The sequence below is a fragment of the Kitasatospora fiedleri genome (genome assembly GCF_948472415.1).
GTDB lineage: Bacteria > Actinomycetota > Actinomycetes > Streptomycetales > Streptomycetaceae > Kitasatospora > Kitasatospora fiedleri.
Genome location: NZ_OX419519.1, coordinates 5,986,333 through 6,012,314 on the forward strand (window position 1 = coordinate 5,986,333; position 25,982 = coordinate 6,012,314).

General features: G+C 74.9%; 20 protein-coding genes. 14 read left to right on the forward strand and 6 right to left on the reverse strand.

What is annotated here, in order from left to right; translation table 11 throughout:
• Positions 1-263: 263 nt before the first annotated feature.
• Together QMQ26_RS27170 and QMQ26_RS27175 are read left to right on the forward strand one after the other, a co-directional pair.
• Positions 264-704 carry a hypothetical protein gene (locus QMQ26_RS27170; RefSeq protein ID WP_282203009.1) on the forward strand — a complete coding sequence of 147 codons (441 nt, stop codon included), beginning with the start codon at positions 264-266 and terminating at the stop codon, positions 702-704.
• 149 nt (positions 705-853) lie between these two features.
• On the forward strand, positions 854-2,986 hold the full coding sequence (locus QMQ26_RS27175; protein WP_282203010.1) for a tetratricopeptide repeat protein: 2,133 nt from the start codon (positions 854-856) through the stop codon (positions 2,984-2,986).
• On the opposite strand, the gene QMQ26_RS27180 is transcribed toward QMQ26_RS27175, so the two are convergent.
• The 3 genes from QMQ26_RS27180 to QMQ26_RS27190 all read right to left on the reverse strand — a co-directional run bounded on the left by QMQ26_RS27180 (position 2,970) and on the right by QMQ26_RS27190 (position 7,073).
• Positions 2,970-4,250, reverse strand: coding sequence for a hypothetical protein (locus QMQ26_RS27180; RefSeq protein ID WP_318552051.1), 1,281 nt, complete (start codon positions 4,248-4,250; stop codon positions 2,970-2,972). The genes QMQ26_RS27175 and QMQ26_RS27180 overlap by 17 nt on opposite strands.
• 632 nt (positions 4,251-4,882) lie before the next feature.
• Positions 4,883-6,400: an MFS transporter gene (locus tag QMQ26_RS27185; protein WP_282203011.1), complete on the reverse strand. Its 1,518-nt coding sequence runs from the start codon at positions 6,398-6,400 to the stop codon at positions 4,883-4,885.
• 7 nt (positions 6,401-6,407) lie between these two features.
• On the reverse strand, positions 6,408-7,073 hold the full coding sequence (locus tag QMQ26_RS27190; protein ID WP_282203012.1) for a TetR/AcrR family transcriptional regulator: 666 nt from the start codon (positions 7,071-7,073) through the stop codon (positions 6,408-6,410).
• Between the two features lie 214 nt (positions 7,074-7,287).
• Between QMQ26_RS27190 and QMQ26_RS27195 the strand changes: the two genes are divergently transcribed.
• Complete coding sequence (locus QMQ26_RS27195) at positions 7,288-8,118, forward strand: aldo/keto reductase (RefSeq protein ID WP_282203013.1); 831 nt, start codon at positions 7,288-7,290, stop codon at positions 8,116-8,118.
• A 202-nt stretch (positions 8,119-8,320) separates the two neighbouring features.
• Entirely contained in the window at positions 8,321-9,730 is a 1,410-nt protein-coding gene (locus QMQ26_RS27200) for a hypothetical protein (RefSeq protein WP_282203014.1), read from the forward strand.
• A gap of 104 nt (positions 9,731-9,834) precedes the next feature.
• On the opposite strand, the gene QMQ26_RS27205 is transcribed toward QMQ26_RS27200, so the two are convergent.
• The gene (locus QMQ26_RS27205; protein WP_282203015.1) at positions 9,835-10,980 is read right to left on the reverse strand and encodes a choice-of-anchor M domain-containing protein; all 1,146 of its coding nucleotides are present in this window, start codon (positions 10,978-10,980) and stop codon (positions 9,835-9,837) included.
• A 201-nt stretch (positions 10,981-11,181) separates the two neighbouring features.
• Between QMQ26_RS27205 and QMQ26_RS27210 the strand changes: the two genes are divergently transcribed.
• The 7 genes from QMQ26_RS27210 (at position 11,182) to QMQ26_RS27240 (ending at position 18,479) form a co-directional block, all read left to right on the forward strand.
• Entirely contained in the window at positions 11,182-11,883 is a 702-nt protein-coding gene (locus QMQ26_RS27210; protein WP_282203016.1) for a choice-of-anchor M domain-containing protein, read from the forward strand.
• Positions 11,884-11,894: 11 nt separating this feature from the next.
• A complete protein-coding gene (locus QMQ26_RS27215) occupies positions 11,895-12,545 on the forward strand; it encodes a choice-of-anchor M domain-containing protein (RefSeq protein WP_282203017.1) in 651 nt (216 codons plus the stop codon).
• Positions 12,546-12,607: 62 nt separating this feature from the next.
• Positions 12,608-14,395: a TIGR03773 family transporter-associated surface protein gene (locus tag QMQ26_RS27220; RefSeq protein ID WP_282203018.1), complete on the forward strand. Its 1,788-nt coding sequence runs from the start codon at positions 12,608-12,610 to the stop codon at positions 14,393-14,395.
• The gene (locus tag QMQ26_RS27225) at positions 14,392-15,942 is read left to right on the forward strand and encodes an anchored repeat ABC transporter, substrate-binding protein (protein WP_282203019.1); all 1,551 of its coding nucleotides are present in this window, start codon (positions 14,392-14,394) and stop codon (positions 15,940-15,942) included. The genes QMQ26_RS27220 and QMQ26_RS27225 overlap by 4 nt, the downstream gene beginning before the upstream one ends.
• Positions 15,939-16,841: a TIGR03773 family transporter-associated surface protein gene (locus QMQ26_RS27230; RefSeq protein WP_282203020.1), complete on the forward strand. Its 903-nt coding sequence runs from the start codon at positions 15,939-15,941 to the stop codon at positions 16,839-16,841. Before QMQ26_RS27225 ends, QMQ26_RS27230 begins: the two co-directional genes overlap by 4 nt.
• 37 nt (positions 16,842-16,878) lie before the next feature.
• The gene (locus QMQ26_RS27235) at positions 16,879-17,592 is read left to right on the forward strand and encodes an anchored repeat-type ABC transporter ATP-binding subunit (RefSeq protein WP_282203021.1); all 714 of its coding nucleotides are present in this window, start codon (positions 16,879-16,881) and stop codon (positions 17,590-17,592) included.
• Complete coding sequence (locus QMQ26_RS27240; RefSeq protein ID WP_282203022.1) at positions 17,589-18,479, forward strand: anchored repeat-type ABC transporter permease subunit; 891 nt, start codon at positions 17,589-17,591, stop codon at positions 18,477-18,479. The genes QMQ26_RS27235 and QMQ26_RS27240 overlap by 4 nt, the downstream gene beginning before the upstream one ends.
• A gap of 82 nt (positions 18,480-18,561) precedes the next feature.
• Here the strand turns inward: QMQ26_RS27240 and QMQ26_RS27245 are convergent, their stop codons facing one another.
• Positions 18,562-20,367: a ricin-type beta-trefoil lectin domain protein gene (locus QMQ26_RS27245; protein WP_282203023.1), complete on the reverse strand. Its 1,806-nt coding sequence runs from the start codon at positions 20,365-20,367 to the stop codon at positions 18,562-18,564.
• Between the two features lie 404 nt (positions 20,368-20,771).
• Between QMQ26_RS27245 and QMQ26_RS27250 the strand changes: the two genes are divergently transcribed.
• Genes QMQ26_RS27250 through QMQ26_RS27260 form a run of 3 tightly spaced genes read left to right on the forward strand, consistent with a single transcriptional unit; the run spans position 20,772 to position 23,052 of the window.
• The gene (locus QMQ26_RS27250; protein WP_282203024.1) at positions 20,772-21,683 is read left to right on the forward strand and encodes an SIS domain-containing protein; all 912 of its coding nucleotides are present in this window, start codon (positions 20,772-20,774) and stop codon (positions 21,681-21,683) included.
• Positions 21,680-22,678, forward strand: coding sequence for an ROK family protein (locus QMQ26_RS27255; RefSeq protein WP_100839973.1), 999 nt, complete (start codon positions 21,680-21,682; stop codon positions 22,676-22,678). Before QMQ26_RS27250 ends, QMQ26_RS27255 begins: the two co-directional genes overlap by 4 nt.
• Positions 22,675-23,052 carry a hypothetical protein gene (locus QMQ26_RS27260; protein WP_282203025.1) on the forward strand — a complete coding sequence of 126 codons (378 nt, stop codon included), beginning with the start codon at positions 22,675-22,677 and terminating at the stop codon, positions 23,050-23,052. The genes QMQ26_RS27255 and QMQ26_RS27260 overlap by 4 nt, the downstream gene beginning before the upstream one ends.
• 253 nt (positions 23,053-23,305) lie before the next feature.
• On the opposite strand, the gene QMQ26_RS27265 is transcribed toward QMQ26_RS27260, so the two are convergent.
• Positions 23,306-25,762, reverse strand: a complete 2,457-nt coding sequence (locus tag QMQ26_RS27265; RefSeq protein WP_282203026.1) for a phosphocholine-specific phospholipase C — start codon at positions 25,760-25,762, stop codon at positions 23,306-23,308.
• Between the last annotated feature and the right edge of the window lie 220 nt (positions 25,763-25,982).

The following is a 25,982-nucleotide window of genomic DNA, read 5'->3' on the forward strand; positions in this document are numbered from 1 at the left end:
TGACGGTGAGTGCGGTCCGGGCGGGGAGGGCGAGGACGGTCTCGCGGTCGTGGTGGGGCAGCGCGAGGACGTGCCGGACCCAGGACTCGCGGTCGGCGGGGCCGCCGCCGAGCCTGCGACGCAGTTCGCGGGTGAGGGTGTGCAGGGCCCGCTTCGGGTCGGAGTGTCGAGCGAGGAGGTCGGGGAAGGGGGGGCTCGCTTCGGCGGCCGCCCCGCTGGGCGCGGGACAGCAGGGCCTTCGCGACCGGTCGGTCGTTGCCGGTGTGCTGGTCCGGGTACGCGGTCAGGACGCCGGGTTCGACGGCGGAGAGTCGGCGGGACGTCACTTCGACGGGGTCGCCGAGGGCGGCGCGGCGGGTGGCGGACGGCCGGGGCACCGGGTCGGTGACGATCCGGGTGATGTCGGTGAGCAGTTTCGTGAACTGCTGGTGGTCGTCGCGGTCCTGGTGGCTGTAGGCGGTGGGGCGGGTCGGGTTGCGCCGGGCGCCGCGGACGACGCGCTGGACGGCGGCCTTCGTCTCGGCCGTCACCTCGGGAAGGTGCATCAGCACGGCGTGCACCCGGCGGAGGTCGGCGGCCCGGCTGATGCCGCGGTGCTCCTCCGGTTGCCAGGTGGGCAGGGCCTGCTCGGCGACCAGCGCGAACCGACGCGCCAGGTCAGCGAGTTCGTCCGGCGGGGTGCGCCAGGTGTGGGGTCACCGTAGGAGGGCTCGGCCTCGGCGGGGTCGAGGACGAGCCGCCACCGGCCGTCCGCAGCGTGCTGACGGAGGGTGGCTGGCAGGCTACGGTGGGGGCGTCAAGCGGTGTACGCGGGCGGCGGTGCCGGCCGTGCACGGTTCTGGGGGTGCGGGGCATGATCGATCCGCTGTCGGTCACGGCGGTCACGGGGGTGCTGGGCGCGGTCGGCTCGGCGATGGCGGGGGAGGCCGGGAAGTGGGCCTGGGAGGCGGTCGGGAACCTCGCGCAGCGGGTGACCGGGCGGCAGGTCGCGGCCCCGGTCGGCGCGGAGGAGTGCGAGGAACTGGCCCGGCGGCTGGTGGAGGGGGCGCGCCACGACCCGGAGCGGGCCAGGGCGCTGGCCGCCTGGATGAGCGGCCTGGCCGACGGTGCCCAGGGCCCGACCGGGGCGGTGCCGCGGCTGCTGCCCGCCTCCACCCGGTACTTCACCGACCGCAGGGGGCCGCTCGCCGCCCTCGACAAGGAGGCCGGGCGCAAGGCCGACGGCCGCCCCCGGCAGGTGCTGCTGCACGGCCCGGACGGCATCGGCACCAGCGCGGTGGCGATCCACTGGGGCGGCCGCGAGGCGCACCGCTTCCCCGACGGGCAGCTGTACGCCGACCTGCGCGCCGCCGGGCCGGGCGGCGTGGTGGACCCGGCGACGGTGCTGCGGCGCTTCCTGCGGCGGCTCGGCGTTCCCGCCGAGCAGCTGCCGGCCGGCCTCGAACGGCGGGCCGAGCGGTTCGCCGAACTGCTGGCCGGCCGCCGCCTGCTGGTCGTCCTCGACCATGCCCACTCCGCCGCCCAGGTGCGGCCGCTGCTCACCGCCGCCCCCGGCGTGCTCACCGTGGTCACCGCCCGCCGCCCGCTGGCCGGGCTGGACGCGCTCAACGTCGCCGTCGGCCCGCTCGCCGAGAAGGACGCCCGCCGCCTGCTCACCGACCTCGCGGGCAAGCACGCCGTCACCGCCGCCAAGGCCGCCCTGCCCGGCGTCCTGGAGCGCTGCGCCGGCTCGCCGTTCGCGCTGCGCGCCGCCGCCTCCTCCGGGCTGGGCGACATCGCGCAGCGGGCGCTCGCCGGGCAGACCTTCACCGACCCGGTGGAGGCCGCGACCGCCGACCGGTACGCCCGCCTCACCCCGAACGCCGCGCTGGCGTACCGGCGTTGCGCACTGCGGCACTGGCCCGCGATCGACCTGCGGGCCGCCGCGGCCACCACCGGCCTGAGCGAGGCGGACGCGGCCGAGGCGCTCGACGAACTCGCCGCCGCCGGGCTGCTGGAGACCGCGCTCGACGGCCGGCACCGCTACCGCCCGGCGGTGCGCCGCCACGCCGAGGCCGCCGCCGTGCGGGAGGACGGGCTCGCGGCGTGCGCCACCGCCGTGCACCGCGCCGTCGAGCACTACCTGCGCCTGGCCGTCGGCGCCGACCACGCCGCCCTGCCGCAGCGCTGGCACCTCGGACCGCTGTACGCCGAGATCGGCCCCGGCGGCTACCCGGACGAGGCCGCGGCGCTGGCCGTGCTCGGCGCCGAACTCCCCAACCTGGTCGAGGCGGTGGCCGCCGCCGAGGAGTTCGCCGAGCCCGGGACGGTGTGCCAACTGGTCGAGGCGCTGTGGGCGCTCCAACTGAAGGCGGGGCGGCACGACGAACTGCTGCCCGCGCTGCGGGCCGGGGCCCGGGCCGCCGGCCTGCCGGGCACCGAGGCCCGGACGGCGGCCCGGATGCATGTCCAACTCGCCCTGGCCCTCACCGAGTTGCAGGAGTACGGCGAGGCCGAGCAGCAACTCGTGCTGGCCACCGACGCCGAGGAGAAGGACGGCCACCTGCGAGGGCAGGCCACCGCCGTGGAGACGCTCGGACTGCTGCGGCTGCGCCAGTGGCGGTACGCCGAGGCACTGGAGTGCTTCGACCGGGCCGCCGGACTGCTCGCGGGGATCGGCGACGGCGACAGCGGACAGGCGGACCTGCCCCGGGCCCGCGCCCTACTGGACCGGCACCGGGGCCGGGCGCTGCGCGGACTGGGCCGGTTCGAGCCGGCCGGGGCGGCGATCGCGGCGGCGGTGGCGTTCTTCCGCGGCACCGGCGAGGCGTACAACCTCGCCCGGGCGCTGACCGACCTGGCGCAGACCCTGATCGAGCAGCGGCGCGGACCGGACGCGCTGCCGCTGCTCGACGAGGCCGCCGTGCTGCTGGAGCGCGGCGGTGCGACCTTCCACCTGATGCCGGTCGGGGTGCTGCGCGAGCTGTGCGTCAACGAGCCGGAGTGACCGTCACCCGGTGAGTCGCACCGCCGGAACGGACGGTCAGCACCCCCGGCACCGGCCCGGCGGTCAGCAGCGCGGAGGCCGCCGCGGCCGGGGCGATCCCGTCGAAGGGGCCCGCCAACTCCAGTGCCGCGCCCGATCGGTGGCGGACGGTGCAGGTGCCCGGGCCGGTCACCTGCACGGCCAGCGTGCACGAGGGGTGGCGGCGCAGCACCTGCTCGGCCCAGGCGAGCGGCGGGCCGAGCCGGGGGTCGTCGGCGCCGCCGTGCCGGACGATCACGTCGGCCAGGGCCAGCACGCCCGGGTCGAGGGTGTCCTCGTGCACCGCCAGGTGGGCCTCGCCCGACCCCGCCGGCTCGTAGCGGACCGCCGCGAAACGCCGTACCTCGATCGCACCGTCCGCCCCGGCGCGGGTCAGCACCCGCACCGGGGCCGTCACCACGGGCGGCTGGTGGGCGGGCAGCGGCAGCGGGTCCAGCAGCGCGGGCGCGGCCGGCTCGGGCAGACCGAGGAAGCGGTAGAACAGCGACCGCAGCAGACCGGCCGATCCACCCGGGTCGGACGTGGTCGATGCGGCCGGACCGGCGGGTACGTCACCCCGGCCGATCAGCTCCTCCACCTGCGGGCCGAGCGCGGCGTGCGGATCGAGCTTCGGCGCCGCGCGGACGAACGCGGCGACCTGTGACCCGTCGTCGATCACGGACGGCCCGGTGGCCGCCAGGACGACCGGCGTGCCGAGGGCCGCCGCGTAGTAGCTCACCGAACCGAAGTCGCCCACCACGGCGTCCGCCGCGATCAGCGCCTGCCGCCAGTCCGCGACCGGGTCCACCAGCGTCACCCCCGCCCGGCGCGCCCCGTCCAGCCAGAGCCGGACCTGGCCGGGGCCGTGGCCGTGCCACACGTTGGGGTGCAGCACGACCGCGACCCGGTACTCGTCCAGCGGCAGTTCCGGCAGCCGGGACAGCAGCAGCGGCAGGACGTCGTCCGGGCCGCCGTCCCCGAACAGCGAGGTAGGGTTCCAGGTCGAGTTCAGGACCAGCAGGCGCTGGCCGGACCGCACCCCGAACGCCCGGCGGAACGCGTCGCGGCGGGGGAGGGCCGCGAGCATCCGGTCGAAGCACGGGTCACCGCCCAGCACCGCCGTGTGCGCGGCCTCCGGGCACGCCGCAGCGAGCCGGTCGACCTGGTCGGGGTGCGACAGCACCAGCGCATCGGCGATCGGCACCCCGTCGTCGGTGAGCAGCCACTCCGGCGACAGCCCGAACACAGGAACACCCCGGCTCCCGGCTCCCGGCTCCCGGCTCCCGGCTCCCGGCTCCCGGCTCCCGGCTCCCGGCTCCCGGCTCCCGGCTCCCGGCTCCCGGCTCCCGGCTCCCGGCTCCCGGCTCCCGGCTCCCGGCTCCCGGCTCCGCCAGCTTCTTATTGTATCCGACGCCGTGCGAGAGGACGGTCAACTTCCGCTTGAAGCAATGGAGTTGACCGCCGAAGCTGGCGGATATCGCCAAGTCCGGGGCGAGGGCGAGGGCCTGGTCCCAGGGCAGGACCGGGACGCCCAGTCCGGCGAGGAGTTCCGGGAGGCCGGAGCGGAAGGGCGAGGTGCCCGGGCAGGTGGCCGTCAGTTGGACGCGCAGGTCGTCGCGGAACAGGCCGACGACGTCGAGCAGCCGGGTCGCCGAGGTGACGTTGTGCGCCACCAGCAGGACCTGGCGGCAACCGCTACGGGTGGTCCACCGTGCGGAATCCGCGCCGACCGGCACCCTGATCCACTCGCCTGGCAAACCGTTCCTCCGCGATCGTCGCACTGCCGTTCCGGCAGCTTAGCGATCACGGCGGAACGACGGACCCGTTCCGGCGGCGGACGGCGGGCGTCGGCTGCCGGAACGGGTCCGGGGAGGGGCCTCAGTGGACGACGGTCAGCACCGGTTCCTCGTCGGAGCTGCCCTGCCGGCCGTCCTTGCCCTGGTGACCGGTGTTGATCAGGGTGAACGCGGTGACCGAGGCCAGGGCGAGGATGCCGGCCGCCCACCAGATGGCGGTGGAGAAGCCGTGGACCATGGCCTGGAGCTGGAGCAGGTGCCCGGCGGTGGGCGTCGTCGCCTCGCGGGCGTGGTCGGCGGCGTAGTCCGCGGTGGCGCTGGTGGCGAGGGTGGACAGCAGGGCGGTGCCGATCGCGCCGCCGATCTGCTGCGAGGTGTTGACCATGGCGGAGGCCACGCCCGCGTCCTGCGGCTTGACGCCGCGGGTGGCCAGGCTCATGGCGGGCATGAACGCGGTGCCCATGCCCAGGCCCATCAGGAACAGCCCCGGCAGCAGCACGGCCGCGTACGAGCTGTCGACCTTGATCTGGGCGAGGATCACCAGCGCGCCGGAGGCGAGCAGGAAGCCGGGGCCCATCAGGAAGCGGGGGGCGACCCTGGTCATCAGGCGGGCGCCGATCTGGGTGGAGCCGGTCATCATGCCGGCCACCATCGGCAGGAAGGCGACGCCGGAGATCACCGGGCTGTAGTCCAGCACCACCTGGAGGTAGTACGTCAGGAACAGGAACAGCCCGAACATGCCCACCACGGCCATGCCCAGCGAGAGGTAGGCACCGCCCCGGTTGCGGTCGAGCACCACCCGCAGCGGCAGCAGCGGCGCCTTCACCCGCTGCTGGACGACGACCAGCAGGGTCAGCAGGACGGCCGCCGCGACGAACAGGGTGACCGTCGTCGCCGACCCCCAGCCGTCGCTCTCGGCGCGGCTGAACGCCCACACCAGCGAGGCCAGGCCGCCGGAGGCGAGCAGCGCGCCCGGCAGGTCCAGCCGGGCCTGGTTGTGGCTGCCGGCCGGCTCGCGGACCTCCATCAGGGTGCCGGTGATCGCTATCGCGGCGATGAGGACGTTGACCAGCAGCGTCCAGCGCCAGTTCGCGTACTCGGTCAGCACGCCGCCCAGCAGCAGGCCCACGGCCGCGCCGCCGCCCGAGATGGCGCCGTAGATGCCGAACGCCTTGGCCCGCTCCTTGCCCTCGGTGAACATCACCGTGAGCAGGGACAGCGCGGCGGGCGCCAGCAGCGCGCCGAACACGCCCTGCAGCGCGCGGGCGCCCAGCAGCATGCCGGTGTTGACCGCGGCCCCGCCCAGCGCGGACGCCAGGGCGAAGCCGACCAGCCCGGTCAGGAAGGCCCGCCGGCGGCCCCACTTGTCCGCGATCCGGCCGCCCAGGAGCAGCAGCCCGCCGAACGCCAGCGCGTACGCGGTGACGACCCACTGGCGGTTCCCGTCGGAGAAGTGCAGGGCGCGCTGCGCCGAGGGCAGGGCGATGTTCACGATGGTGCCGTCGAGCACCACCATCAGCTGGGCCAGGCAGATGAACACCAGCGCCTTCCAGCGCCGTGGATCGAGGGGGGCCGTCGCGGCGGCCGTCGGGGAGGACATCAGGAGATCACCTGTCGCATCGGGTCGGGGAGGAGGCGGGGGAGGGGGCCGGGGCGGTGGCCAGGGGCAGGATCACCTCGTGGATCACCCGCCGGGCGAAGGCGTGGTCCGGTGGCGTGCCGTACAGGAGCACCCGCTGGAGGATCAGGGCCGGGAGCAGGCCGGCCAGGAGTTCGAGGTCGCGCTCCGGGGGGACCTCCCCCCGCTCGACCGCCCGCCGGAAGACGGTTTCGAACACCTGGCGGCGGGACTTCTCGAAGTGCCGCCGGAACACCTCGCGCAGGACCTCGTCCTGCAGCACGGCGGAGATCAGCCCGACCATCACCCGGGTCTCGAAGACGCTGCCGGTCTCGGCGAACGCGCGGGCGATCTCCTCCAGGTCCCCGAGCAGCGAGCCGGTGTCCGGTTCCGCCAGCGGGCCCTTGAGGCGCTCGATGGCGTCGACGACCAGCTCCGCCTTGCCGGACCAGCGCCGGTACACCGCGCCCTTGCCGGCGTGCGCGCGGGCCGCCACCGCGTCGATCGACAGGCGTTCGTAGCCGATCTCGGCCAGCAGTTCCAGCGCGGCCCGGCACAGCTCGTCGTCCCGGGACGGGTCCCTGGGACGCCCGCCGCGGTGGTCCGCTCGCTGCGCCGCGGCGCCGTCGGTGCCGGGGTCCACGGGAAGGCCCACCTGCCCGCCTCCTCAATCGGTACGCATCAGTTCCGGAACGGAATCGTACCGCATTCCCGAGGGGCGGCCGGACCCGTTCCGTCTCCGCCGCGCAGGCGGGTGAAGCCGGGCTTCGACGGGTCGCCGCCGCGGGTACGCGAAGGGGGACACCGCGACCGTCCGCCCCGTCCCGCGGGCCGGCGGCGAGGGACGACCGACGACAAGGAGTGGACTCGTGACCAGTGCCCCCGTGCACGCGCTGAACGACGGTACGAAGCTTCCCGGGGTGGGTCTGGGCACCTACCCGCTGGACGACGAGGCGGCCGAGCGGGCCGTCGCCGGCGCGCTGGAGACCGGCTACCGGCTGATCGACACCGCCGTGAACTACGGCAACGAGACCGGTGTGGGGCGCGGCCTGGCCCGCTCCGGCGTGCCCCGGCCGGACGTGGTGGTGACGACCAAGCTGCCCGGGCGTCACCACGGCTACCGGGAGACGCTGGCGTCGTTCGAGGAGTCCCGGCGCCGGCTCGGCCTGGAGTACGTGGACCTCTACCTCATCCACTGGCCGCTGCCCCGGGTGGACAGGTACGTGGACTCCTGGCGGGCGATGATCAAGCTCCGGGACGACGGCCTGGTCCGCTCGATCGGCGTCTCCAACTTCACCGCCGAGCACCTGGAGCGCCTGCACCGGGAGACCGGCGTCCTGCCGTCGGTCAACCAGGTCGAACTGCACCCGCTGCTGCCGCAGGACGAACTGCGGGCCTTCCACGCGAAGTTGGGCATCCGCACCGAGAGCTGGAGCCCGCTCGGCCGCGGCTCGACGCTGCTCGACGACCCCGCCGTCGGCGCGGTGGCCCGGGCGCACGGCGTGACCCCCGCGCAGGCCGTGCTGCGCTGGCACACCCAGCTCGACGCCACCCCGATCCCCAAGTCCGCGGACCCCGGACGCCAGCGCGCGAACCTGGACCTCTTCGGCTTCGAGCTGACCGCCGAGGAGATGGCCCGGATCGCCGACCGGCCGCACGAGCGGCTGGGCGGCGACCCCGACTCCCACGAGGAGTTCTGACCTCCGACGGCGGACAGCGGGCACCGCGCGGCCGGACTGTTCAAGTCGGTGGCGGATTCCTGTGATGCGAGGGCGTCCCGTGGATCTCCTAGGACGCGGGTGGGTGGGAGCGGATCGGACCGCTCCCGTCTCCCGACCGGTCCGGCCGCCGTCCGGCGCCGAGATCCGCCGCCCCGCCGATCGTGCAAGGAGATCCACCCCGATGGTTCAGCGCCCCCAGTCGGCCCGTCCCGCGACCGCCGCGTCCGCGACCGCCCCGCTGCTCGCCGCCTTCACCGCGAGCGCCCTCCTGGCCGGCCCCCTCCTGCTCGCCGCGCCGGCCGTGGCCGCGCCGGAGCCGTCGAGCGTCGACCACCACGCCGTGGTGCTGGTGAACTTCCGCAACAAGGCGCTCACCGACGCCGCCAAGACCCGGGCCGACGCCGTGCGGAACTTCTTCGGCACCGGCAGCACCTCGCTCGCCTCCTACTACGCCAGGAACTCCGGCGGCCGGATGAGCGTGGTCCCCGCGAAGGGCGACGGGGTCTTCGGCCCGTTCACCATCGACATGGACGACTCCGCCGCCTGCGACAACGGGAAGATGAACGAACTCGCCCGCAAGGCCATCGCCGGCGTGCCGTTCGACCACATCTCCGTCGTCTTCCACTCCGACTTCTGCTCCAACTGGTGGGGGCTGGGCTCGGTCTCCGGCCCCAACAGCTGGTTCCACGAGGGGGCCGTCGACGACGGCGCCGCCATCATCCACGAGATCGGCCACAACCTCGGCTTCCAGCACCAGGAACGCCAGGTCTGCCCGGCCGGCACCTTCACCACCGGCTGCACCGCCGACGAGTACAGCCACCGCACCCCGATGGGCGGCGGCGGCGAGAAGAAGGGCCTCAGCGCCCCCGAACTCCTCTCGCTCCAGTGGCTCACCGCCCAGCAGACCACCACCCCGACGGCCGGCACCAGCGTCCACCTCACCCCGCTGCACGCCCCCGGGACCGGCGGCACCCGCGCGATCGACCTCCCGCTCGGCACCGGCGGCGACCGCGTCGTCGTCGAGTACCGCACCCCCGACCCCGGCACCCCGGACGTGGACGTGCCCCAGGGCGTCGCCGTCTACCGCGTCACCAAGGGCAACTACAAGGACGCCGTCCTGATCAGCAACACCGCCCAGCAGAAGAAGGCCGCCAACAACTCCCTCGACGTCAACGGCCCGGCTCTCACCGACGACGCCGCCCACCTGTCCGTCAGCGTCGTCGGCACCAGCGACACCGGGGCCGACATCCGAATCCGGCTCGGCGCCGACGCCGCCCCGAAGACCACCGCCCCGGCCGCCGCCAAGCCCGCCGCGACGGCCGCCGAGCCCGCCGCCACCGCCGAGCCCGCGCCCTCCGGCGCCGCACCGGGGCCGCTCTCGGCCGAGAACCCCGACCACCAGGCCGCCGACCCCGCCGACTCCGCCAGCCCCGCCCCCGCCGCCACCGCCACCGACGGCCGGGGCCTCGCCCAGACCGGCGGCGGCGGTTCCACGCTGCCCCTGACCCTGGGCGCCGTCGCGGCCCTGCTGATCGGCGCCGCCCTCTTCCTCGTCAACCGCCGGGGCACCGGCCGCCGCGCCCGCCGCTGAGGGCCGCCCGCTGTTCGGCCCGTCCGGCGGAACGCCGGGACCGGACGGGCCGGAGCGCGGAGGCGCGGAGGCGCGGACGCACGGGTGAGGAGGTACGGGCCGGGTCAGTCCGGGCGGCGGGTGCGGTGGCGAACCGTCAGAAGTGCTGCTCCTGCGGCGAGCAGGAGTCCGGCCGTGCCGAGGACGGGGGTCAGCGGGAAACCGGTGGAGGCCAGCTGTCCGGCGGTGGCGGTGGTGGCGGTGGCCGGTCCGGGGATGCTCACCGGGGCCGGGGCCCGGGTGGCGGCGGAGACGGAGGGCCGGGGCGAGGCCGGGCTCGGGTCCGGAGTCGTACTCGCGCTCGCGCTCGCGCTTGCCGTGGGGCTGGGGCTGGGGCTGGGGCTCGCGCTCACGCCTGCGGAGGGCGACGGCGACGGCGACGGTGACGGCGAGGAGGACGGTGACGCCGACACCGAGGGCGAGGGCGAGGGGCTCGGCAGGTCACCGGGCAGCGGGACGGTGGAGGTGTCGAGGTCGCCGACGGCGAAGGTGTAGACGGAGCTGTCGCTGACCGGGCCGCGGCCGTTCAGGTCGGCGCTCCAGGTGAAGGTGAGTCGGTAGACGCCGGGCGCGGTGAAGGCCCAGTTCGCGTGCTGGTGGGTGTTGCTGGGGACGGGGTAGTGGGCGGGGAGGCCGGCCCGGCTGTCGAGGACCGTCTCGGGTTCGCCGAACGGGGACCACTCCCAGAGCACGACTTTTCCGGGCCCGTCCACCGCGTCCAGGGTGAGCGTCAGGTCGCCGTTCACGTCGCCGGGGGCGAAGGACTGGGTGCTCCAGCCGGTCCAGATGACGGCGGGGTCCTGGGTCTGCGGGACGCAGTAGACGGTGTCGCCGGGCGCGCCCAGGAACTCGTACCCCGTGGTGTCGGCGGTGAGATGGAGCGCGCCGGCTTCGGTGAGGTGCAGGATCACGGACTCGGGGGTGCGCCAGACGGGGGCGCGGGCGTCGCGGTCGTCGAGCAGCAGGCTCCGGAACGCGCCGTCGGCGATCCGGGGTGACACGGCGTCCACGTGGCCGGAGTCGATGACGGTCCGTTCGGTGCGGACGGGCTCCTCGGTGTCGGCGAGGGCCGGCCGGGCGGTGCTGGACGGCGGTGCCGGGGTGTCGGCGGCGGGGGCGGCGGGGGCGGCGGGGGCGCCGGTGAGGAGGGCCGCGACGGCCAGGGCGGTGACGGAAGTCAGGTGGACGGCAAGGGACTTGGGGCCCTTCACGCGGGCCCTCCTTTCGGTGCGGCGCCGCAGGGGGCGGGGCCGGGCGGGGCGGGAGGAGGTAGACCTTATCCGATATGAACATCATTTCCAACAAGGTCCCGGCGTGGTCTTCAACTCGCCCGCCGTCCCTTGCAGATGAAAATGAAAATGGTTACCGTTTCGGCCGTCGAGCCCAACGAGGGCTCCACCGAAGGAGGTTCCGTGCGCCATCCCGTGCGCCGCCCCGCCCGCCGTCCGGGCCACCGTCCCGCCCCTCGCCCCGCCCGCCTGCTCGTCGCCGCCGGCGCCCTGATCGCCACCCTGGCCGCCGCCGACCCCGCCTCCGCCACCTGCGTGACCGTGCTCGACCACGGCCACGTGGACGTGGTCGGCCTCGGCTACGAGAACGGCCACCTGGAGATCGGCGTCCACGACGAGAGCGGCACCGAAGAGGTCGAGTACACCCCCGAAGAGGTCATCCTGAAGGCCCTGCCCGCCGCCGGGACGACCGTGCCGGCCGGCTCCGCGTACGCCTTCCTCGGCGCCGCCGGCACGCCCGTGTGGCTCCTGCCCGAGGTGCAGAACCCGGGTCTGCTCTGGGCCGGGTTCGGCGCGGAGGAGCTGTCCACCGGCGATTTCAGCAACGACGCCGTCAACGTGCGATTCCTGTCCGTCCAGGGCCCCGGCAAGGTCGCCGTCTACACCGACGACGTGTTCGGCGCGCCCGAGACCGTGCTCGTCGACAGCGGCGACGGCCTGCCCGACACCGTCACCCTGCACGCGGGCGACCACACCCACGCCAACTGGGCCTTCTCCAAGCCCGGCACCTACACGCTGAGGGTCAAGACGGACGCCAGGCTCGCCACCACCGGAAAGACCGTCAGCTCGCGCACCGTCACCTACACCTTCCAGATCAAGAACTGAGGACGGCCGCCATGCGCGCACCCACCAAGGCACTCGGCTCCCTGCTGCTCGCCGCGGCACTGGTCACGGGCGTCTCCACCTCCGCCCACGCCACCACCGTCACCCTCTCCAGCGGTCACGTCGACGTGCTGGACATCGACTACAGCGGCGGGACGCTCACCCTCGACCTGCTCGACTCGACCACCGGCACCGCGGTCGACCGCGCCCCGTCGGACGTCGTGCTGGACGTCCCGCTCGCCGCCAAGCACACCAACGTGCCCGGCACACCCGCCTGGTCCTTCCTCGGCACCGGCGGCACCGCCTGGATACTCCCGCAGAGCCAGACCACGGGCCTGCTCTGGGCCGGCTGGAACGCCACCGACGTCCCCGCCGGGGTCTTCCAGGGCAACCAGGTGACGTTCCAGCTCACCGCCGTCAGCGGCCCCGCCGGATTCAGCGTCTACACCGCCGCGGGCAGCACGCCCACCAAGCTCGCCGACAGCGACGACGGCCTGCCCGACAGCGTCACCGTCGCCGCCGGGGCGCACACCCACGCCAACTGGGGCTTCGACGCGGCCGGGACGTACCTGGTCACCTTCAAGGTCAGCGGCGTCCTCGCCGCGACCGGACAGACCGTCACCTCCGCCCCGCAGCAGTACACCTTCCACGTCCTGAACGCCTGACCCGGCGGGCCCGGTCCGGGCCCGGACGGCCGCAGCCCACCGACCCAGGAGTCGCGACCAGCATGAAGAGTTCACGGGCCGCCCGGGCGGCGGCGGCCGGATCGGCCCTCGCCGTCCTCTGGGCCGCCGGCAGCGCGCACGCCGCCCTCCCGGACGCGCCGGTCGGCGCCGCCACCCCGAGCGGCGGCGCCGACCTCGTCCTCGCCCTGACCGGGCCCGACCTCGACCTCGCGGTCGGCACCCCCGCACCCGCCACCGGCGGCCCGGACGCCGACACCCGACTGCTCACCCTCGGACCGGCCGACCGGTCCACCGTCCCGGACGGCGCCCCCGCCTTCCTCGGCCCGCCCGGCACGCCGCTGTGGCGGCTCGGCGCGGACGGCGGCCAGGACGGCCCGCACTGGGACACCGCCGCCGTGATCGCCGCCGACCTCGCGCCGCCCGGCCTCTCGCTCTCCCTCGGCCGGGTGCGGGGCCCCGGCGCGGTGATCGCCTACACCACCGGACCGGCGGGAACCGAAGACCCGGACGGCCTCAACTCGGCTCCAGGGGAAGCAGATTCGATCGGTACCCAGGTCGAGCCCGAGCCCGAGCTCGGTCCCGGGCCGCTCCTGCTCCTCGACAGCGCCGACGCCCGGCCCGACACCGCGGCCCTGGCACCCGCCGCCCGGGGCGGCCTGGTCTGGGCGTTCACCAGCCCCGGCGTGTACGACTTCGACCTCACCGCCGAGGCGGCCCTGTCCGGCGGGGGAGCGGCGACCCGCACGGTCCACGTGCACGCCACCGTCGCCGAGCCGCCCACCGCCGAGCCGCCCACCGCCGAACCGCCCACCGCCGAACCGTCCGCCCCAGCCGCGCCCGTACCCGCACCTGCGCCCGCCGCCGCCGGGCCCACCGCCGCCGGACCCGCCGCCGGCGGACCCACCGGCGCGCCCGCCCCGCCGTCGGCCGCCCGCGCCCTGCGACCCGCGTCGCTGCCCGGGGCGGAGATCGCCACCGCGCCGGTCACCATCGGCGACGGCCACGTGGACGCGCTGGCGGGCCAGTGGGTGGACGGGCGGCTGCGGCTGCTGTTCAAGGACAGCCGCAGCCCGGACGCCGTGGTCTGGCGGGAGCCCTCCGCGGTGACGGTGCACGTCAACGACGCCGCCCGGCAGCAGGTCCCGGCGGGCTCGGCCTACTCCTTCCTCGGTGCGCCGGGCAGCACCTTCTGGCTGGTCCCGCAGGTGCAGAAACCCGGTGTGGTGTGGGCGGGTTGGAACACCGAGGCGCTGGCCTCCGGCCCGCTGTCCGGCCCCCTGGAGCTGGCGCTGACCGGGGTGGAAGGCCCCGGAACGGTCGCGATCTGGCAGACCGCCGGTCTCGGCGGGGCCACCGTCCTGTACGACAGCCGCGACGGCCTGCCCGACCGCCACCCGGTCGACCTCGGCGTCCACGCGCACGCCAACTGGGGGTTCGGCGCGGCCGGCACCTACCGACTCACCTTCGCCCTCGGCGGGCACCTCGCCACCGGGGAGGCGGTCACGGACACCCGCACGTACACCTTCACCGTCGGGGACGGCCAGACCTCGACCCCCGACACGGGCGGCAGCACCGCGTCCGCCGGGACCGGTACCACCACGGGCGGGACGACCCGCAGCAGCACGGCGGGTGGCGGCACCGGCACCCCCGGCGCGCTCGCCCAGACCGGCCCGGCCGCCACCGTCCCGCTCACCGTCTCCGGCGCGCTGCTCCTGTTCGGCGGCGGCCTGATCACCGCCGTCGGCCGTCGACGTGCCAAGCCGGGCCCCGTCCCGACCGCCACCGACGACCACCGGCACTCCTCGAACTCCCGGAGCGACCAGCGATGAAACGCCCCACCGCCCTGCTCGGGGCCGGCGCCCTGCTGCTCGGCGCCCTGACCGCCTGCGGGCCGGAGGACACCCCCGGCGGGTCCGGCGGCGGGCTCCGGGTGGTGACCACCACGGAGATCCTGGCGGACCTGGTGCGCCAGGTCGGCAGCGACCGGGTCCGGGTGGACTCGATCGTCCCGCCCGGCGGCGACCCGCACTCCTACGAGCCCACCCCCAGGGACGCGGCGAAGGTCGCCGAAGCCGACGTGACCTTCACCAATCACCTCCTCCTGGAGGAGCACGCCCTGATCAAGACCATCGACGCCAACGCCCCCGCGGGCTCGCCGAACGTCTCGCTCGCCGAGGCGGCCGAGGCGTACGGCGCGCACGTCATCCCGCTGGTGGAGAACATCGGGCTGGACGTCCCGTGGCTCGGCCTGCGGGTGCGCGGCGAGGGCGCGGCGCGCGGGGCGACCCGATCCTCCGACGTGCTGCTCTCCGCCACCGACGTGCAGGGCCCCGGCCGGCTGGTCGCCTACCTGACCGAGTCGCTCGGCCGGCCGCAGGTGTACTTCGACTCCGGCGACGGCCTGGACGACAAGGACACCACCTCGCTGCCGCCCGCCGCCCACACCCACCTGAACTGGGCGTTCACCGCGCCCGGCGTCTACCACCTCACGCTGGGCGCCCGGTTGAAGAACCCGCAGGGCCCGGCGCAGGAACTCGGCACCGGCACCTTCACCTTCGCCGTCGGCGTCGACCCGCACGGCGTCGCCCGCCCGCAGGACACCGTCATCGACGAGGGCCACACCGACCTGACCGTCAACCTCGACACCGGCGCGCTCTCCGCCTACACCGACCTGCGGGCCGGGGACGGGCAGCAGGAGGAGCTGCCGCCCGACCAAGTGGTGATCGACGTCCCGAACAAGGCGCTCGACAAGGTGCCCGACAATCCGGCCTTCGCCTTCCTCGGGCCGCCCGGCACGCCCGTCCACCAGCTGCCGCAGGCGGTCCTCGGCAAGCACGTCCACGGCGAGATCGACCCCCACCTGTGGCAGGACGCCGAGAACGCCAAGGCGTACGTCCAGCTGATCCGGGACACCCTGGCCCGGCGCGATCCCGGCGGGGCGGACGCCTACGCGGAGAACGCCCGCCGGTACGGCGAGGAGCTGGACGCGCTGGACGCCCACCTGTCCGCCCAGGTGGCCCGGATACCCGCCGACCGCCGCCAGTTGATCACCACCCACGACGCCTTCGGCTACCTCGCCCGGGCGTACGGGCTGAGCGTGGCCGGGTTCGTCGTCCCCAACCCGGCGCAGGAACCCAGCGCGGACGACGTGCAGCGGCTGACCACCACCATCCGCAACCTGAAGGTCCCGGCCGTCTTCACGGAGCCCAACCTCGCCCGGCGCGCGGCCGTCCTCACCCAGGTCGCCGAGGACCAGGGCGTCCGGGTCTGCACCCTGTACGGCGACGCCTTCGACGCGCACGTCCGCCACTACACCGACATGATGCGCCACAACGCCGACGAACTGCTCTCCTGCCTGGGCGGAGGCGCCCCGTGACCGCCGCCCGCCGCACCGTACGCGCCTTCGCGGCCGCCGCCCTGGCCGCCGTGCTGCTCGCCGCGGGCCCGTCCGTCCCCCTCGCCGCAGCGGCCGACGGCCCCGACGGCACGGACGGCACCGGAGGCACCGCCGGTACCGACGCGCCGACCGTCATTGCCGACGGCCACGTCGACCTCGGGCCGCGCTTCGAGCAGGGGCGCTGGACCATCGGCATCCGGGACGACAGCGGCCCCGCCCCCGTGTGGCGCGACCCCGACCGGGTGGTGCTCCAGGCCGTGGACGCCGCCGCCGTCACGGTGCCGGCGGACCCGGCGTTCGCCTTCCTCGGCACCTCCGGCACGCAGGTCTGGCTGCTGCCCCAGGTGCAGCAGCACGGCGTCCTGTGGCCGGGCTGGAACAGCCAGGACCCGAGCGTCATCCACACTGTCGACCGCGAGGTCACCTGGCAGTTGGAGTCGGTGCGCGGCCCGGGGCGCTTCACGCTCTTCCTGAACGGGAGCTTCGGCACGCCCGAGCAGGTCTTCGACAGCGCCCGGCCGCTGCCGCAGGAGACCGGCATCGAGACCAACAGCCACGTCCACGGGAACTGGGCGTTCACCGCCCCGGGCAGCTACCTGCTCGGCATCCGGATGACCGCCAGGACCCTGGACGGGCAGACCCACGACGCCCGCACCGTCCTCCACTTCTCGGTGGGCCCGCAGGACCCGCGCTCGGCCCTCCCGGCCGCGCCGGACACCCCGGCGGCACCGACGGCACCGACGGAGACGGCGGCGCCTGGAGCGGCCCGGAAGCCGTGGATTCCGTGGGCAGTGGGCGGCGGTGCGGTGATCGTCCTGGCCGCCGGGGCGATGGTGGTGCCGGTGCGCCGCCGCGTGAAGGGAACCCGAAGTGACTAACCGTCAGATCGCCTTGGAAATAAGCGGGTTGGGAGTCATGCTCGGCGGTCGGGAGGTCCTGCACGACGTGGACCTGACCGTCCGGGCCGGGGAGCTGGTCGGCCTGATCGGGCCCAACGGCGCGGGCAAGACCACCGTGCTGCGCGCCGTCCTCGCCCTGATCCCGGTCCGGGCCGGGACCGTCACCCTGGACGGCGCGCCGGCCGAGCGGCGGCGCGGCAGCGTCGGCTACGTGCCGCAACGGCACGAGTTCGCCTGGGACTTCCCGCTCTCGGTGGAGAAGGCCGTGATGAGCGGCCGGGTCCACCGGATCGGCTGGCTGCGCCGCCCCGGGGCGGCGGACCGGGCCGCCGTGGACGAGGCGCTGGAGCGGGTGGACCTGACCGACCTGCGGCACCGCCCGATCGGGGAGCTCTCCGGCGGCCAGCGCCAGCGCGTCCTGGTCGCCCGCGCGCTGGCCCTGCGGCCCGGACTGCTGCTGCTGGACGAGCCGTTCACCGGCCTCGACGTGCCGACCCAGGACCTGCTGACCGTGCTCTTCGCCCGTCTCCGCGCGGAAGGAACCGCCCTGCTGATGACCACGCACGACCTGCCCGCGGCGGCCGACGCCTGCACCCGGCTCTGCCTGCTGAACCGGACCGTCGTCGCCGACGCCGCCCCTGGCGGGCTGCGCGACCCGGAGGTCTGGCTGCGGACGTTCGGCGTGACCCGCACCGACCAGCTGCTGCACTCCCTGGGGGTGGAGCGGTGAACGCCGTCCTCGCCTTCCTCACCGACCCGTGGCAGCACGTCTTCATGCAGCGGGCGCTGCTGGTCGCGGCGATGTCCGGGGTGGTCGCCGGCGTGGTCGGCAGCCACGTGGTGCTGCGCGGCATGGCCTTCATCGGCGACGCCGTCTCGCACGCCGTCTTCCCCGGCGTCGCGATCGCCTTCGTCCTGCACACCAGCCTGGTGCTGGGCGGCGCGGTCGCGGGCCTGGCCACCGCGCTGGCGGTCGCCGTCTTCTCGCAGAACCGGCGGCTCAAGGAGGACAGCGTGATCGGCGTGTTCTTCGCCGCCGCGTTCGGCCTGGGCATCGTGGTCCTCAGCACCGCGCCCGGCTACAGCGGTTCGCTGGAGTCCTTCCTGTTCGGGCAGATCCTCGGCATCAGCGACGGGGACGTGCTGACCGTGGCGGTGGCGGGGACGGTCCTGGTCGCGGTGGCGCTGCTGCTGCACAAGGAGCTGGTCGCGGTCAGCCTGGACCGGGAGACCGCCCGGGCGGCGGGCCTGCCGGTCCTGCTGCTGGACGCGGTGCTCTACGCGCTGGTCACCGTGACGGTGGTGATCTCGCTCCAGGCGGTCGGCAACGTCCTGGTGCTCGCGCTGCTGATCACCCCGGCGTCGTGCGCGCGGCTGCTGACGGACCGGATCGGCGTGATGATGGTCCTCGCCCCGGCGATCGGCGCGGGCTCCTCGCTCACCGGCCTGTACCTGTCGTACGCCGGGAACCTCGCCGCGGGCGGGCTGATCGTCCTGGTGGCGACGGCGGTCTTCCTGCTCTGCTGGACCTTCGCCCCGCGGCACGGCCTGCTGGCGGGCCTGCGCCGCCGCACCGCCGCCACCGCCACCGCCGCCGCCGTCCGGGCCCCGAGCTGACCGGCCCCGGGCCGGCCGCCCCGGGGTCGGGGCAGGTCAGCGCGGGGCAGGTCAGCGCGGGGCCGGTCAGCCGGTCAGCCGCTCAGGACGAGGGCGGGGTGGCGAAGGGGGCGCTCCAGGTCTGGTTGGGCTGGTGGCTGCCGCAGGTGTAGGTGGCGACGGTGGCACTGGTGTTGGTGCCGAGGCCGGTGCCGGCGACGTCGACGCAGACGCCGGTCGCCTGGCGCAGCTGGCCGGACCGGTTGTAGGTCCACACCTGCTGGGGGTCGGACCCGTTGCAGGCGGCCAGGGTGAGGCCGGAGGAGGCGCCGGAGACGCACAGCCCGGTGTTCTGGTAGGAGGCGATCAGACCGTCGGCCCGCCGGGTCCACTGCTGGTTCGAGGTGCCGTGGCAGGCGTAGAGGGCGACCTTCGCGCCGGTGGTGGCGCCGTTGTACGCGTCCAGGCAGAGCGGGCTGGCCTGGAAGGCGCTCTGCACGCCGGTGATCTGGCCGGTCGGGACGGCGGCGCCGCAGGTTCCCGGGGAGATCCGGTAGGCGGCGTTGTCGTGGCTGCCGATGGTGGTGGTGAGGGAGCCGGTGGCGCTGGAGTCGGTGTGCGTCCACAGGTCGCGGACGGGGTGGGCGCAGGAGGAGCCGGGGAAGCCGATCCGGCCGAGGTCGAGGGTGTAGCTGGTGGCGGTGGCGTTCTTGTTGAGGACGACCACGGCCCGGCCGCCGTCGGCCAGCGGCTTGACGACGACGTCGATCCCGGCGGTGGTGGCGGCGTTGTCGCGGGAGGCGAGGTAGCCGCCGGCGCCCAGCGCGTCCTGGTCGACGGCGATCAGGTCGGCGTTCTTCAGGATGCCCAGCTGCAGCGCGTAGGTGGTCGGGTCGGCGGCCATCTTGCGGACATCGGTGCTGATCATCAGGGGGGAGCCCATCGCGGACCAGAGCGCGAACTGGCTGCGCTGCTCGGCGAGGGTGAGCTGGTTGTTGTCGCCGATCAGCAGCATGTCGGCGTCGTTGGCGTTGCCCGGGCTGTTGTAGCGGGCCAGGCCGACGGTGTCGATGAAGTTCTGCAGCACGCCGCCCTCGTACCAGTCCGCGGCGTGCGGGGAGTCCCACGCGGAGGCGGTCGCGCTGTGCCAGACGTTGATGTCGGGGCTGACCCGCCACATCTGGCCGAGCCCCCGGACCCAGTCCATCGTCTCGTACTTGGCCGCGGAGGTCGGCCCGTAGCCGGCCGGCGCCGACTCGTTGAAGAGGATCTTGCGGTCCTTGTTCGCGGTGGCGGTGCCGAGGGCCTGGGCGAACGCGGTGAACTCGGTCTGCCGGTTGGTGGAGTTCGTCCCGCAGTTGTCGAGCTTGATGGAGTCGACGCCCCAGTACGCCAGGGAGTTGGCGTCGGCCTGCTCGTGGCCCATGATGCCGCCGGGCACGCCCTGACAGGTGTTCACCCCGGAGGTGGTGTAGAGGCCGGCCTGCATGCCCTGGCCGTGGACGTAGGACGCGTAGTCGGTCAGCTCCCAGTCGAACCCGGGCTGGCTGCTGCCGCCCCAGGTCGCGGCGCCGTGCAGGTAGCCGGCGGAGGTCCGCTGCATCCAGCAGTCGTCGACGGTCAGGTTGGTGTAGCCGGCGGCGACCAGGCCGGTGTCCTTCATCGCCTTGGCCTGGTCCTGCATGAACTGCTGGAAGGAGTAGCCGGTCCGGGTGCCGTCCAGCCGGGCCTGGGCGGCGCAGGTGAAGCGAGCCCAGTTGTTGAAGCCCATCAGCGGCTTGACGCCGATGGCGGTGCTGGTGTTGGCGGCGACCGGGTCGGCCTGGGCGGCGGGCGCGCCGCTGACGGCGAGTGCGGCGACGACGGCTGCCGTCGTCGCGGCCGCGGCCGTTCTCCTGCTCCACTGCATGGGGGAACCTCCTGTGGGGGACGGGCCGTTCCGGTGGGTCGGCGGGCCCGAGGGGGTGTGCGGGCGGTTGTTCTCGACGACGGGGACGACTGGGACGACGGGCACGGTGGGGTGGGGACGCCGGGAGCACCGGGGGCGGGCGGCCGGCCTTCGTCGTGAGTGAAAGTGCTTGCTTCGGCGCTCCAGCACGCACCTTTGCGCAAACTGTGCTGGCGGTGGCGGGCGATGTCAAGGGGTCGCGACCGAAGCGGAATCTTGGCGGCGTCGACCCGGGCGTGAACGTCCAGGGCGTGCCGGACAGTCCGTCCGCTGGCCAGCATTGCTCATTTGTGCTCGATAGGGCTATAAATCAATCACCTTCAATCATTGGCCGCCTGTGCGGTCCGCCCTGGAAGGGCCGTCCCATGACTGATGTCGCTGCCGTGACCGCCGTTGCCGCGACCGCCGTCGCCGCCGAGATCGCCAGCCAGCCGGAGTGCTGGCGCCGGGCGATGGCCGTCGAGACCACCGCGCTGCCGGCCCCGGGCGAGCGGGTGGCCGTCGTCGGCTGCGGCACCTCGCTCTACGTCGCCCAGGCGTACGCCGTGCTGCGCGAGACCGCGGGCGCGGGCGAGACCGACGCGTTCGCCGCCTCCGAGTACCCGGCCGACCGCCGCTACGACCGGGTGCTGGCGATCACCCGCTCCGGCACCACCACCGAGGTGCTGGCCGCGCTGGCCCGGGCCCGCGCCGCGGGCCTCCCCACCACCGCCGTCACCGGCGATCCCGCCACCCCGGTCGCCACCGCCGCCGACGCGCTGGTCGACCTCTCGTTCGCCGACGAGCGCTCGGTGGTCCAGACCCGGTTCGCCACCACCGCGCTGGTGCTGCTGCGCACCGGCCTCGGCCTGACGCCGGCCGACCTGCCCGAGCAGGCGGCCGCCGCCATCGCCGCCGAGCTGCCCGAAGACGCCCTGGCCGCCGGGCAGTTCACCTTCCTCGGCGCCGGTTGGACGGTCGGGCTGGCCAACGAGGCGGCGCTCAAGCTGCGCGAGGCCGCCGGGGCCTGGACCGAGTCCTACCCGGCGATGGAGTACCGCCACGGACCGATCAGCGTCAGCGGCCCGGACAGCCTGGTCTGGTTCCTCGGCGATCCCCCGGCCGGCCTGCCGGACCGGATCGCCGCCACCGGCGCCCGGGTCGCCTCTGGCCGGCGCGACCCGCTGGCCGAACTGGTGCGCGCCCAGCGGCTGGCCGTCGCGCTCGCCGAGGCCAGGGGCCACGACCCGGACCACCCGCGCAACCTGACCCGCTCCATCGTGCTGGACACCCCGTGAGGGTCCGCCACCCGGCCGCCGGCCCGGCCCAGGTCGTCGCGCTGGACGTCGGCGGCACGCACATCAAGGCGACCGTGCTGGCCGCCGACAGGTCGGTGCTGCACGCCGAGAGCGCGGACACCCGGGCCGACCGCGGCCCGGACGCGGCACTGGAGAACGTGCTCGGCCTGGCGGGCCGCCTGGTCCGCCGGTTCCGACCGGCCGCAGTGGGGATCGCCGTGCCGGGCATCGTCGACGAGGACGCCGGGGTCTGCCGGTACGCCGCCAACCTGGGCTGGCGCGACCTGCCGGTGCGGCAGTGGGCCGAGGAGGAACTGGGCCTGCCGGTGGCCCTCGGGCACGACGTGCGGGCCGGCGGTCTGGCCGAGGCCCGGCTCGGCGCCGGACGCGGACTGCGGTCCTTCCTCTTCGTGCCGGTCGGCACCGGCATCGCCGGTGCCGTGGTGGTGAACGGGCGGGCGCTGACCGGGGCGCACGGCGGTGCGGGCGAGGTGGGCCACCTGGTGGTCCGCCCGGACGGGCCGCCCTGCGGGTGCGGCGGGCGCGGCTGCCTGGAGGCGGTCGCCTCCGCCTCGGCCGTGGCCCGCCGCTACCGGCAGCTGGCCGGCCTGCCGGCGGACGAGCACGTCCCCGCCGAACAGGTGCTCCAGCGGGCCGGCGCGGGGGACGAGACCGCCGGACGGGTGTGGCGGGAGGCGGTGTCCGCGCTGGCCGACGGCCTGGTCACGGCCCTCACCCTGGTCGACCCGGAACGGGTGGTGATCGGCGGCGGACTGGCCCGGGCCGGTGCCGCCCTGCTGGACCCGCTGCGGACGGCGGTGGCGGAGCGGCTCACCTTCCAGTCCCGCCCCGAGCTGGTGCGGGCCCGGCTCGGCCACCGGGCGGGCAGCCTGGGGGCGGGCCTGCTCGCACAGGACCTGCTGCGCCGCCCGGCCGGACGGACAACCGCCGACCGGCTCCGGCCGCCGGGAGGTGCGGCGCGATCCTCACCGTGACGCCGAACGCCGCGCCGAACCCCGCGCCGGACGCGACCCACCGGGTCGAACGGTTCGCGCCCGGCGCCGGCACCCGGGTGCCGGAGGTGGCCGCGCGGGCCGGCGGCAAGGACGTCGACGTCGCCCGGGCGCTGCGCGGGCCCGGTACCGACCCGGCCGACACCGACCCGGCCGTCACCGGCCCGGCGGTCGCCGTCGGCAGCGCGCACGCGGTGCTCACCCGCGACGCCGCGCTGGACTTCGGGCTGATCGCCGCGCTGATCGCCGCGCTGGTCGCCGCGCTGGTCGACACCCGCAGGTACCTCGGCCCGGCCCGCGAGGCCACTGCGGCCGAGGTCGCCCGTCTGCTCGCGGTGCTGGACGCGGCCCGCTGACCGGCTCGCCGCGGTGCCCGCGGTATCCGGCAACTCCGTTGTCCGTATCGCCAGTTGACTCCGGCTCGGGCCGGGAGCATCGTTCCGATGATGCGACGGCCAACCTCCCGAAGCCCGGGCCGGACACGGATGGCGGCCGCCGAGGGTCGGCAGGCCATCCACCGCAGGGCGCTGCCGGCGGTTCCCCGCACCGTGCGGGCGAACCACCGGCAGCGCTCCGGCGCGTCCCGCCGGGAGTCCCGTCGCGGGGACGTCAGTTGTCGGTGCCCAGGACGCGGATCTCGGCGGCGGAGGTCCACGGGCCGCGGTTGCCGGCCTCGCTGAGGGCGCGCAGCCGGACGTGGCGGGCGGTGCGGGGGGTGAAGTCGACGCGCTTGGGCAGGGCGTCGTCGGCCCAGGTGCCGGTGGCGGCGGGGGCGCTCCAGGTGGTGCCGTCGGTGCTGGTGGACACCTCGTACCGGCCGACGCGGCCGTTGACGCCGCCGTCCTGCCGGGGGAGGTAGGACAGGCCGCTGACGGACCTGGCGGCGCCGAGGTCGAAGCGGATCTCGTGCGGCAGTGGGGCGGCGGTCCCGCTCCACCTGGTGTGCCACTTGGTGGAGAGGACGTCGTCCAGGACGTTGGCGGCGGCGCCGTTCTCGGCTGAGGTCTCCTGGCTGTCGGCGTAGGAGACGGTGGCGGGCAGGGCGCCGACGACGGCCGGGTCGCTGATCGACTCCTGGCCGTTCTCGGCGTGGCCGGCGAAGCGGCGCAGGAAGGCGTCGGCGGTGTCGGCGGTGGCGGTGAGGTCGTACCAGCGGCCGGCGGCGGTGAGGTCGAGCGTCTTGGTGGCGGTGGCGCCGGCGGCGAGCGGGAAGGTCCACGGCCCGTCGGTGCGGTGGGCGTTGGGTGTGACGGTGACGGTGCAGGCGGCGGTGCCGCTGTTCTTCATGGTGAGGGTGAGCGTCCCGCCGGGGCCGTCGACGGCGGCGGTGACCTCGGGGTTGGCGTTGCCGCTGGTGGTGGCGGTGACGCGGTTGCCGCGGAAGCGGCGGTGGAAGCCGTTGGGTCCGTGGAGCGAGAGGTCGTAGGCGCCGGTGGGGGTGCCGGCGACGAAGTAGTCGGTGAGCGTCTTGCCGGCCTCGACGGTGTGCCGCCAGGGGCCGTCGGTGCGGTGGGCGTTGGCGTACAGGTAGACGCACTGGCCGGCGGCGCCGGTGTTGGCCAGGTCGAGGTAGAAGGCGCCGGGGGTGACGCGCCCCTTGGCCTCGAAGGCGTATGGGATCGGGCGGGCCTTGCGGTGGCCGGCCTCCTGGAGTTGCACCGACTGCACGGCGGGGACGGCGGGGGCGGGCAGGGTGGAGCACTGGGTGGCGGCGTCGGCGACGTAGCGGCTGGTGTCGGGCAGGGCGGGCCAGGCGGTGGTGGGGGAGGTGAAGTCGAAGGCGGAGGTGAGGTCGCCGGTGACGGCCTTGCGCCAGGGGCTGATGTTGGGTTCGGCGACGCCGAAGACCTTTTCGCAGAAGCGCAGCACCGAGGTGTGGTCGAAGACCTGGGAGCAGACGTAACCGCCGCGGGTCCAGGGGGAGATGACCGTCATCGGGACGCGGAAGCCGAGGCCGACCGGCTGGCCGCCGGAGATCTCGCCGGTGGTAGCGACGGTGGACAGGCCGTCGGTGTCGGAGGCGGGTGGGGCGGGCGGCGGGACGTGGTCGAAGAAGCCGCCGTTCTCGTCGTAGTTGAGCAGGAAGACGGTGTTCGCCCACACCTCCGGGTGGGCGGCCAGCTTGGCCAGCAGCCGGGCGGTGAGGTCCTCGCCCGCCGCGGGGCGGTAGTTGGCGTGCTCGGACAGCGCGGTGGGGGCGACGATCCAGCTGACCTGGGGGAGGGTGCCGGCGGCGAGGTCGTCGCCGAACGCCTTGACCAGGTCGGGGACGGTGGCCATGCCGCGGTCGTACAGCGGCTGGCCGGCCTTGGCGTTCTTGAAGGCGACGAACCAGGCCAGCGCGTTGTCGTCGAAGTTGTCGCTCTGCTGGTAGACCCGCCAGCTGACCCCGGCGGCCTGGAGGCGTTCGGCGTAGGTGGTCCAGGTGAAGCCGGCCGCCGGTTCGGTGTTGTCCATCACGTTGGCCTGGCCGACCGAGCCGCCGTTGGTGCCGGTGAACACGTGCAGCCGGTTGGGGTTGGTCTGGGTCAGGGTGGAGGAGAAGTACTGGTCGCAGACGGTGAAGTTGTCGGCCAGCTGGTAGTAGAAGTCCAGGTCGCCGCGGGCGAAGTGGCCCATGCCCAGGCCGGGGGTGCGGGCGGTGTTCCAGCCGTCGTACCGGCCGCCGTTGTACATGCCCAGGTCGGTGGGCCAGTTCATGGCGGGGGCGGAGGCGCAGACGGCGCTGGTGGCGGCGGTGTTCATCCGGAACGGCAGGATGTACCCGTCCGGGTGGGTGGTGGACGGCTGGTACCAGACCGGCTTGCCGCCGGGCAGGGTGACCGCGTTGCGGTCGCCGAAGCCGCGCACGCCGCGCAGGGCGCCGAAGTAGTGGTCGAAGGCCCGGTTCTCCTGCATGAAGACCACCACGTGCTTGACGTCGGCGATCGTGCCGGTACCGGCCGGGACGGGGGTGGCCAGCAGGTCGCGCAGGACCTTGGGCAGCGCGCCGGTGGCGGCGACACCGGCCGCGCCGGCCGCGCCGGACAGGACGGCGCGGCGGCTGATGTGGGGGGAGGGTGACATGGGGGGCTGACTCCTCGCGGTCGGGCTGTCGACGACGACGGGCACGGTGGGGAGGCCGGAGGAACGGGGGGCGGCCGTCGCCCACCTGCTGAGCAAAGGTGCGTGATTGGACGCTCAATCACGCACCTTTGCGCAAACTGTGCGGGTGACGGCAGCCCGTGTCAAGGGAACCCGTCATCACGGCCGAGGACTTGACGGTCCTCGGCCGGGGTGCCGGGCG